The 9786-nt window shown below is 62.7% G+C and carries 11 protein-coding genes and 2 pseudogenes; 10 read left to right on the top strand and 3 right to left on the bottom strand.

Features of this window, described 5'->3' with window-relative positions:
* On the top strand, positions 1–250 hold a 250-nt coding region (locus tag OU682_RS22540; RefSeq protein ID WP_268944439.1), incomplete at its 5' end, for a hypothetical protein.
* A 194-nt stretch (positions 251–444) separates the two neighbouring features.
* Here OU682_RS22540 and OU682_RS22535 read toward each other — a convergent pair.
* Complete coding sequence (locus tag OU682_RS22535) at positions 445–1653, bottom strand: helix-turn-helix domain-containing protein (RefSeq protein WP_268944438.1); 1209 nt, start codon at positions 1651–1653, stop codon at positions 445–447.
* 245 nt (positions 1654–1898) lie between these two features.
* Between OU682_RS22535 and OU682_RS24440 the strand changes: the two genes are divergently transcribed.
* The 7 genes and pseudogenes from OU682_RS24440 (at position 1899) to OU682_RS22500 (ending at position 5739) form a co-directional block, all read left to right on the top strand.
* A complete protein-coding gene (locus OU682_RS24440) occupies positions 1899–2138 on the top strand; it encodes a recombinase family protein (protein WP_371832301.1) in 240 nt (79 codons plus the stop codon).
* A pseudogene (locus OU682_RS24435) lies at positions 2098–2247 on the top strand (arginase family protein); the annotation flags it as partial. The gene OU682_RS24440 and the pseudogene OU682_RS24435, both read left to right, overlap by 41 nt.
* Positions 2248–2260: 13 nt before the next feature.
* Positions 2261–2890 (top strand): DUF1989 domain-containing protein, encoded by a 630-nt coding sequence (locus tag OU682_RS22520; protein ID WP_268944437.1) that lies wholly within the window; start codon positions 2261–2263, stop codon positions 2888–2890.
* Between the two features lie 933 nt (positions 2891–3823).
* The gene (locus OU682_RS22515) at positions 3824–4000 is read left to right on the top strand and encodes a hypothetical protein (RefSeq protein ID WP_268944436.1); all 177 of its coding nucleotides are present in this window, start codon (positions 3824–3826) and stop codon (positions 3998–4000) included.
* Positions 4001–4254: 254 nt separating this feature from the next.
* Positions 4255–4497 carry a type II toxin-antitoxin system ParD family antitoxin gene (locus OU682_RS22510; protein WP_268944435.1) on the top strand — a complete coding sequence of 81 codons (243 nt, stop codon included), beginning with the start codon at positions 4255–4257 and terminating at the stop codon, positions 4495–4497.
* A complete protein-coding gene (locus tag OU682_RS22505) occupies positions 4487–4804 on the top strand; it encodes a type II toxin-antitoxin system RelE/ParE family toxin (protein WP_268944434.1) in 318 nt (105 codons plus the stop codon). The genes OU682_RS22510 and OU682_RS22505 overlap by 11 nt, the downstream gene beginning before the upstream one ends.
* Positions 4805–5475: 671 nt before the next feature.
* On the top strand, positions 5476–5739 hold the full coding sequence (locus tag OU682_RS22500; RefSeq protein ID WP_268944433.1) for a hypothetical protein: 264 nt from the start codon (positions 5476–5478) through the stop codon (positions 5737–5739).
* A gap of 260 nt (positions 5740–5999) precedes the next feature.
* Here the strand turns inward: OU682_RS22500 and OU682_RS22495 are convergent, their stop codons facing one another.
* Both OU682_RS22495 and OU682_RS22490 read right to left on the bottom strand, forming a co-directional pair.
* On the bottom strand, positions 6000–7673 hold the full coding sequence (locus OU682_RS22495; RefSeq protein ID WP_268944432.1) for an FG-GAP-like repeat-containing protein: 1674 nt from the start codon (positions 7671–7673) through the stop codon (positions 6000–6002).
* 336 nt (positions 7674–8009) lie between these two features.
* Positions 8010–8219: a hypothetical protein gene (locus OU682_RS22490; protein ID WP_268944431.1), complete on the bottom strand. Its 210-nt coding sequence runs from the start codon at positions 8217–8219 to the stop codon at positions 8010–8012.
* An 82-nt stretch (positions 8220–8301) separates the two neighbouring features.
* Between OU682_RS22490 and OU682_RS22485 the strand changes: the two are divergent.
* Both OU682_RS22485 and OU682_RS22480 read left to right on the top strand, forming a co-directional pair.
* Positions 8302–8559, top strand: a pseudogene (locus OU682_RS22485) (transposase); the annotation flags it as partial.
* A 100-nt stretch (positions 8560–8659) separates the two neighbouring features.
* The coding region (locus tag OU682_RS22480) for an IS256 family transposase (RefSeq protein ID WP_268944429.1) at positions 8660–9786 on the top strand (1127 nt) is incomplete at its 3' end.

The following is a 9786-nucleotide window of genomic DNA, read 5'->3' as shown; positions in this document are numbered from 1 at the left end:
GTTCGAGACGACCCCCGAATGCCCTCAAGGAGAGTATGTGCTCATCGCCGACAGCCGCTTTCGGGTGGAAGTGCAGGGCGAAACAAACTTCCTGGTGGTCGAAGTTTCACTCCCCGACGCTTTCTTCTTCAAGATCACCCATCATGGCCGCCACTCCGAGCTGCAGCCGGCACTGGACGAGGCTGCCAATCGCGCTGTCCCGATCCAGCCTCGCCAGCCCTGGCGGGTCAGTCATCGGGCATACGCGTAGAGACCAAGGATCAAGCGTGATCCGCGCCTGCAGAAATGGGCCTCGCACGCGCAAGCCTTTTTCGTTCGGCTGAGATGTCAGCACGGCTTCCCTTCAGCCCTCGTTCACTGTGATCGTCCATGACGTCCTATACGAGCCGACGAGACGGATGCGGGAAGCAGCGGGATCACGAGCCCCCGGCTGTAATCCAGGCCTTACATTTCCCCGGCCCCGGGCCGGCGCCTGACGACCGCCTCGAGTCCGGCCATGGCCGCGTCCAGGTTCTCCATAATGCGGTTCAGCCTGTCCTCGTCAAACTGTTCATGAAGTTGGCCGGGCCGGCCGACAGCCTCAAGGCTGACCGCCGCCTTGGCCGGCGGCGCTGCTCTTGGCGCCCCGCGGCGGATCGCGGCCGATGGTCTCATCTGCGATGCCAGCGACGGCAAGGCCCAGAACCTGGCCGATCGCCTGCCGGTCACGTTCACAAGGCAGCTGGCCTCCTCCAGCTCCTCGATGAGCGCCAGCGCTGTCCTGCGGCTGACGCCCAGCCGGTCGCAGACCATGGCCGAGTTCACGACGGGCTGCTTGCTGAGAAGGGCCACCAGGTCACCCATGCGGGAGCGGCCGCTGACGCCAGCCACAACCTTGTCCAGCCGGGAAAGCTCGTGCCGCAATGTGCCGAGCTGGCCCAGATCCTGGGACAGCGCGCGAGAGGCCGCATCGAGGAAGCTCTCGATGCCGGACAGGGGCGACCAGATGCGCAGGCCGTTGCGGGCCATTGCCACCGACGGGGCCAGGATCCAGCCGGCCGATGCCCGCATGAGAATAGCTGCCTGTGCATCGCCATCGTCCTGTGGTGGCGCCGATGGCACGGGTGAAAGCCCGATCAGATGCCGGGCCGCGCCTTCCACGGCCATGAAGACGAGCCGCTCGGCCGCCGGGCTTTCCCGCCGTGATCTGAAGGCATAGACGGCCGCCGCCCGCCATCCGGCAAGAATGGGGAAATGGGCCCATCTCCGGCCCTCGTCCACGACAAGGGCCAGTTCCCTGTCGTCGAGCCGGTCCGTTTCGTCCCGCGCTTGGCCCACCGGGCTGGCCGCGGCCTCGATCCTGCGCATCGTCTCGACAGGCGCATTGAAGATGTTTCCGGGCCGCTTGAGGACGGACAGCATCCTCAGTGCCATTTCCGTCGTTCGCGACTCCTCCTCGATTGCGAGGTTGCTGGTCAGGCGCATGACCATGCCGGCGGTGGAGATCCTTTCCCCCTCCAGGCCAACCGAGGCCGCGGCTTCGAGAAGCGCCACCTCGGTCCTCCAGAGCCCCGCCAGATCGGGATTGGCGAGGAGAATGCCGTCGATGCGGGCGGCCACGATCTCGCAACGAAGAAGAAGAGCACCGACATCCATCTGTATCTCCACGCTCATCAGCCGCACAGTTACCGACAACGTCGCTCATCTACACTTGTATGGGTAAGATTGTATGGCAAGAGAAAACGGGCATTTGCGCTGCGTGCCCAGAAATCCGTGAGATCGGACAGTGTGGAGGCTCCGCAGGCTCTCTCCCCCTCCCCTACCCTGCCATTGCTGTGGATTGACAATCGGCCGGGCGAGGCGCCTGCCGTGAGAATGCATCTGCAAACGGCCGTTTACTCGCGCCCTGTCGTTGTGTAATGGCGCGCCGGAAGTATCGGCAACGGAGGCCCTCCATGGCTTTGATCGGCTATGCCAGGGTCTCGACCCTCGAACAGACGCTTAATCCGCAACTGAGGGAGTTACGCGCAGCGGGATGTGACATCATTCACGAGGAGCAGGCCTCTGGTGCCGACCGCACGCGCCCTGCCCTTTCGCGTCTCCTGGCGACGATCAAGCCTGTCGAAACAAAGCGACGTCGTGGGCGCCGATCTGGTTGAAGTCGCCTTGGCATATGATCCCTCTGGCATCACGGGAATGCTCGCAGCTCAGGTCTTGCTGAATTTCCTAGGCTATATCTTCGCTGCGCGGCAATCTCTCACAAACTGAGCAGGAGGGTGTCTTGACCGAAGAGGATGTTGACAAAGTGCTTTCACTCATTCCCGCCCGCAGGGGCGTCGCCGCACGCATCAAAAAAGGGCAGATCGTCACTGTTATCAATACGCATGGCAGCCAGGTCATCGATACCTGGGCTTTCAGTGCAAGGGATGTCGCAGAGTTCATGTCAATGGAGCACAGCCGCGGAGCGATGCTGCGGTTGAATCCTCAAAGCGGAGACACCTTGCGCAGCAATCGACGGCGTCCGATGCTCACCTTGGTCGAGGATACCTCGGGTGGCGTGCACGACACGCTGATTGCCGCCTGCGATCGCTACCGTTACGAACAGCTAGGGCACGTTGGTTATCATGACAACTGCACTGACAATCTTGCACAGGCGTTGTCCGAACTTGGGCTGACTGCGACCGAAACACCATCGCCGCTGAACCTGTTCATGAACATTCCCGTTCACCCTGACCAGACCCTGTCCTTTGAGCCGCCGGTTTCGAAACCGGGCTCTTATATTTCGCTGCGTGCGGAAATGGACCTCGTGATTGCATTTTCTGCTTGCCCGCAGGATCTCGTCCCAGTCAACGGTGCGGCCTGCGTTCCCACCGAAGCTCATTTCCGCATCGAGGATGCGCGTCCCGGCTAGGCCTCGGACAAGGCGGCAGGGCCTGGGTTCAGCCGCCCTCTTGCGCAGTTCCTGGATGAACATGCGCAACGGCAGGGAAGGCTTCTTGTCGTTGGACAGGATGATGACGAAGGGCGAACGGATCTCTGCTTCTCGCCCAAGCAGGGCCTTGAGCCTGTCCTTCTCTCTCAACATCATCGCCATGTGGTCGGGAAGGTAGCCGATGAAATGGCCGCTCAGGATATACACCGCCTGCGCCTCGACGTTCGAGCGTAGGCGCCGATCTTCGCGTTCGGAATGTGCTTCAGTTTGGATCTGTTGGCATAAGGCGGACCATCACCGTCGCCGCCTCGACATCCGCTTTAGCGACATCTCTCTTGCTGAACAGGGGATGGCGTTCGCTTCAGTAAAGTGAATGGATCTTGTGGTGGAACTCAGTTGTGAATAGCCGGGAAGAACCTTCATCCGCGGAGATATCGCGCAGTCGATGCCACCCCTGAAAATCTCGGAAACAAGCTGTTCCCGCGACTTGATCGTGAGGCGGAGCTCCACCTCCCCAGCCCTTTCGGTGAACTCCCGGATGATGTGCCCTCTCCGTCTTGCCGGAACCCGGCAACATGCGCGTGTTGTCCGGTGAATTGACCAGAAGTGCCACTCGGCTGCCGTTGGGCTGCATCTCCTCAAGGAGGCAGTCCAAGATCAGGTCGGCCGTGGCAAGCCTGGCGCGCGCGATGCCACGCTCGTTATCCCTGGCGAGTGACTTCCCATACTGAACATCAACTCGGCGGCGCAGCCTCACGGCTGGCGTATGTAGCATATCGGTTACAGAGGTCACCGGATTTCTGATTGCCGGAATGGTGCGGCAAGATGGGTCGGTGAGAGTCGTGATATAGAGGAGAAGACCTCGATTTTCCTCGTGACCGGATGGTCCAGTCCGCAAGAAAGGAAAACGCCATGGCTTTTGACGTTTCATCTCCCGCAGTCAACGCGCTGCCTCGCTGCGGCTCCGCGCCCGTATCCCTCCCACCGATGCCCCGCAACCAGACACAAGCGCTAGAGAGCGTTCCAAGCTTCGACGAAATGTCTGACGCCATCATCGTGCGCCTTATCGCCGGATGGCCCACCGACTGAGACCATCTCGATTGGTGGCCGCCCGCAGGATCAGTGCGGGATGGCGCTTCCAAAGCGAGATGGCCAAACCGGTTCTGCCCAAGGCAGACAAAATTGGTCGTTCATATGATGACCTCCATTTCCGCCTTCTGCGTAGTGCAGCAGACAGTAACCATCCCACTGTAATGCCGCTTTGGGACATCTATATCCGCTCCAGTAGACTTGGTTGGCAAAGCTTGCCAAAGCCGCTATCCTGATCGTCTACGGAGGTCATCATGGCAACGATGAATGTTTCCCTTCCAGATCCGATGAAGTCCTGGGTCGAAGAACGCGCCCGCGATGGTCGCTACAGCAATGCGAGCGACTATGTCCGTCACCTGATCCGGCGCGATCAGGAAAGAGCACGCGCCCTTTCCCAGCTGCAGGCAGCGATCACCAAAGGCATGGAGAGCGGTGCGCCTCAGCCCTTCGATGCATCTCGCTTCAAGGCCCGGATGCGCGGCGGCGATGACCAATGAGTTGACCGGCGGGATCAGGCTATCCCTGCAGGCGGAAACAGATCTCGAAGACATCTGGCATTTTGGTGCGGTGGAGTGGTCCCCCGCCCGAGCAGATCAATACATTGATGCTCTTGTTGCGGTCTTCGATCTTCTGCGGACCATGCCGGGGATCGCTCGCGAGCGACCCGAGTTCACCCCGCCCGTGCGCATTCATCCGACCGGCCCTCACCTGGTGATCTACCGCGTTGAGGACGACTATCTGCACATTGTCCGCGTGCTTGGTGGACGGCAGGACTGGCAGAAGCTTTTGGATGCCATAGAATGATCCGCGAAAGGCCGTGCTGGAACAGGTCAAGGTCTCGGCCTCGGATCAGTGGCGTCATGAGCCTTACGGGTGGCCTTGATCTGGCCTCTTGTTTGGCTCTTTCCCGAACAGCATGCGGAATGCGCGCCTCTTGCGCGAGAGCGGCTCTGACCGCGGCAATCCGTGCGGGAAATCCACGCCCCTGCAGGTTTCGTCCAGTGGCTGCCTGACCATTCCGCAATGGAGACGTGCCCGTCGGGTTCGGCGACCAAGATGCGCAGTCCCTCCTTCGGTGCCGTCTTCGCGGATTGTCAGCCCATTGTGGTGCCTCCCCACATACTCAGCGTATCGTAAAGGCAGCATTGTGAAGGGCAGCAACTTGAGGGTCGTTCATGGGGCGACTCCTTTGCGAGTGCGCCCCGCCATGTCCGCCTTGCGGACGGAGCAGACATTCCTCAGCCGCGGCTTTTTTCCCCCTCGGGCGGTCTACTTGCAAAAAGATGCGGCCGAAAACATCGCAGAACCACCGAACTGACAACCAGGCGACACTTCTCAGGTAGAGCTGCGTTAACTATTACCAAAATATCCCGTTCACCCTTGTTTTGATGGGGAACAGACAAGGAAGGTTTGGATTTTCTTGCATTTCTAGCCGCGCAGCGTTGCCCGGCTTTTAGTCATTGCGGAGGAAAAGAGTGAACCGGTTCAAGTTCGAGACGACCCCCGAATGCCCTTACGGAGAGTATGTGCTTATCGGTGACGAGCGCTTTCGGGTGGAAGTCCAAGATGGGACAAACTTCCTCGTGGTCGAGGTTTCACTCCCCGACGCTCTCTTCTTCAAGATCACCCATCATGGCCGCCACACCGAGTTGCAGCCAGCGCTGGATGAGGCCGCCGATCGCGCTGTCCCGATCCAGCCTCGCCCGCCTTGGCGGGCCAGTCATCGGGCATACGCGTAGAGACCAAGGACCAAACTCGACGCCCTGCAGGCTGCTGTCAGGACAGCTCGTAGACGCGGTTGTCGAAGCTCAAGGCTTGCAGGAGCGTCCCGACCTTGCCTGGGAATGCGCACGTCTTCCTGTTCGCCGCATTTCGTCAGCCAGCGACTGACCGCAGGTGGCGCGGCGCCATCGGGCACCACGGCCGCCTCAGGATGAAATCATTTGCGGCCATTCCGTTATCTCCACAATCATGATTGGAACACGCCCGCTTCCGTGCCTCAGGCCCAGGCGGCGTCGATTTCGGCTGGTGTGGGCACCAAGGGGCCGAGGTCGGGCAGCCCCGAGGGGGTCAGCCGGGCCGCGCCGTCTAGGTCGCCAAGCACCAAGGACCCGGCGCCGTAGCCCACCGCCACCTCCGAGCCGCCGCCGAAGGTGCCGCTGCCGTCGTTCAGCCGCACGCTGACGGTGCTGCCCTGGGAGTTGGACGCGACAAGATCGAGGTCGCCATCATCGTCGAAGTCCCCCAGTGCCACGGACCCAGGGCTGTCGATTGCCACCTCCGAGCCGCCGTCGAAGGTGCCGCTGCCGTCGTTCAGCCGGATGCTGACGGTGCCACCGTTGCGGTTGGCCACAGCGAGGTCGAGGTCACCGTCGCCGTCGAGATCCCCCAGAGCCAGGTCGGCGACGCCGTTGCCCAACGCCACCTCCGAGCCGCCGCCGAAGGTGCCGCTGCCATCGTTCATCCGCACGCTGACGGTATCGTCGTGGGTGTTGACCGCTGCGAGGTCGAGGTCGCCATCTCCGTCGAGGTCGCCCAGCGCCACCTCGGTGGGGCCGTTGCCCACCGCCAGTTCCGAACCGCCGCCGAAGGTGCCGTCGCCGTTGTTCAGCCGCAGGCTTACGCTATAGTTATCACCGTCGTCGGAGTTGGCCGTGGCGACGTCGAGGTCGCCGTCGCCGTCAAGATCCCCCAGCGCCAGTGCCACCGCGCTGCCCGTAGCCACTTCCGAGCCGCCGTCGAAGGTGCCGTCGCCATTGCCCAGCCGCACGCTGACGCTTCCGCTGTCGTAGTTGGCCGTGGCGTAGTCGAGGTCGCCGTCGCCATCGAGATCCCCAAGCGCTATATCGCCGGCAGCCTCGGTCACCGCCACGTCCGAGGCCTCGTCGAAGCCGCCGCTGCCATCGTTCAGCCGCACGGTGACGCTGCCGCCCACCCCTTCGCCGAAGTTCTCCGGCATGATGAAGTCGAGGTCGCCGTCGCCGTCGAGGTCCCCCAGCGCCAGCAGCCTGTAGCCACCGCCCTTGTCGAGGTCCGAGCCGCCGCCGAAGCCGCCCTGGCCGTCGCCCAGCCGCACACTGAAGGTGTCGTCTATCCTGTTGGCCGTGACGAAGTCGAGCGTGGGTTCCGCGCCAGGCCCCCACGCTACATCTTTCGCGGTGATCCGGTGCCGGCCGTCGGCCATGGCGACGAACACGAAGCCGTCGTCCCCGGGCGTGGTCGGGTCCACCACCTCGTAGAGCTGCAGCGAGCGGCTAGGGCCGTGGCCGATGAAGCTGAGGGTGGTGCCGGACCCGAAGCCCTCGAAGCGCAGCACGTCCTGTTCGCCCGTCCCCGATGTGCCTGCGCCGCAGAAGTCGAGCACGGCATCCACCAGGCCACAATGACCATTCGAGCGCCCGCGCGACGTGACGAGGTCACCCGGGCGGAACACGAAGGTGTCGTCGCCTGCGCCGCCCGCGGCGACATCGAGTCCCGCACCGCCCTCCAGCGTGTCGGCGCCACAGAAGCCGAATAGGGCGTCCCGGCCGGAGCCGCCCTTCAGGTCGTCGGCAAAGGACGAACCCAGGACGAGGTCCTTGCCTGGCCCGCCGTCGAAGGTCACGCCGGCATTGTTCTTTCGGAAGTCGGACAGGTCACTGCAGGAGGTGCGGGTGGAATGGGACGATCTCATGGCAGGCTCCTCACGAGGGCTGGGTTCCCGGCCGCGCCCGTCGTGGTCGGACGAGCCGCCAGGCAGGGGCTGTCAGGCCGGGCTTCCCTGGGACCGGATTCTCCTCCCCGAGGCCGGTCTCTGCCTTCCTGACCCTACGTCAATTAGGCTGCCGCACGGATATCACCCTGTCAATCTTCGTGAACGGCCAGAAGTCGGAGGAGGCTATCCAAACCCGATCATGCTGGCACCTGGCGCACCAAGAGCTGGCGAGGCGCAACCTCAAGTCACCTGCGCTGTCGGCCTGCGGCATCATCGAAGCCTTTGGACATTGACCTTGACTGACGGCTTTGCGGGTCAGCCTGCCGCTCCGGTGTCGATGCCCTGGGATGCTCCTACAGCCCGGGTGAGGCCCAAGATGACGATCACGCACCAGGATGAACCGGACGGCCTGAAAAGGATCGGCCGGATCGTCGCGAACACCATGCATTCGGGGCGGAGCAGACCGTGGGTGTCGGAGATGACGCCGATGTTCTCCCCAGGAGATGGCTGGCGGAGTGGTTGCATGCGCAGATCCTGTTGGTCATGAGAGTGTCAGGTCTTCTGTGTATGAGTGATCCGGTCCATGCTTCACCGAAAGGAAGCATGCATGACGATCTCCAAAGAAATTCTCGATGAACTGCTGAAGGGTGTTGAGCGCCCTGAGGACCTGCTTGGTGACGCCGGGCTGATGAAGGAACTGAAGATCCGCCTGATGGAGCGGATGCTTGGGGCCGAACTGACCGCGCATCTGGGCTATGAGGAAGGCAAGGACGCACCGTCAGGCCAAGCGAACCGGCGGAATGGCTCGTCGACGAAGGTTCTGAAGGGTCAGGACGGCGAATTGCTGGTGTCTGTGCCCCGCGACGGTCGTGTCTCGGAAGTGGTGGAAATTGGATGGCGGCGTAATCTCCGGGTGAACTGACACCCACCCAACCGGCGGCGGCAACCGCCAGGGAGATCACGCCATGAAGCAGAATACCGACAGCTCATCCTTTTCGCTACTGCCCGACGCAAGCGGGTATGATCCGATCGAGGATCGCCTTCGGGCGAATGTCCGGGCCACCATTGAGGCCATGTTCGAAGAGGAACTGGCCGACTTTCTGGGTCGGCTTCGTTACGGCCGCGGCAACGAGCGGACCAAGGGTTATCGCCATGGGCACCGCGATCGGCAACTCACCGGCACGTTTGGGACTGAGACGGTCCGCGTGCCGCGCGCTCGGATCGAGAACGAAGCCGGCAAGATCACCGAATGGCGTTCGAAGGCACTGCCCCGCTACAGGCGGCTGACAAAAAAGGCCGAGGCCCTGATCGCAGCAGTCTATCTGGCCGGGACCAATACCCGGCGCGTCAAGCGGGCGCTCTTCGGGCTGTTTGAAGGCGCCGTGAGCAAGGACGTGGTCAGCCGGGCCTGGCGCAAGGTGAAGGTCGACTGGGACGCCTGGTCCACCCGCGACCTGGCCGAGGAGGATATCGTGCGGCTTATCCTCGACGGCACCGTCGTCAAGACCCGGCTGGACCGCAAGGCCACCAACATCTCGGTGCTGGCAGCGATTGGCGTGCGGCGTGACGGGCAAAAGGTGCTCCTCGCCATCAGGAACATGGGCGGCGAAAGCACGGCTGCCTGGAGCCAGTTTCTCAGCGATCTGGATGCGCGGGGCTTGCCGCGGCCCGAGTTCGTGATCGTTGACGGCGCCCCCGGCCTTGAAGCCGCGCTTGTGGCGCTCTGGGGCGAGGATCTGCCCATTCAACGCTGCACGGTTCACAAGCACCGCAACCTGCTCGGCCACGCCCCCAAGCGCCTGCACGACGAGCTGACCGAGGACTACCGCGACATGATCTATGCCGACAGCGCCGCCGAGATCGAGACGCGTCGCAAGGCCTTCCTCCGCAAGTGGAAGCTCAAGTGCCGGGCCGTGGCCGATAGCCTCGAGGAGGCCGGCGATCGCCTCTTCAGCTTCACCCGCCTCGATCCCTCGCAATGGAAATCCGCACGGACCACCAATGCCATCGAGCGCCTGAACGAGGAATTCCGCCGCCGCATCAAGACCCAGACCGTGCTGCCCTGCGCCGAAACCGTGCCGATGCTGCTCTG

The sequence above is a fragment of the Paracoccus benzoatiresistens genome (assembly GCF_026913015.1).
Taxonomy (GTDB): Bacteria; Pseudomonadota; Alphaproteobacteria; order Rhodobacterales; family Rhodobacteraceae; genus Paracoccus; species Paracoccus benzoatiresistens.
This window is presented reverse-complemented; position numbering and strand designations above follow the sequence as displayed.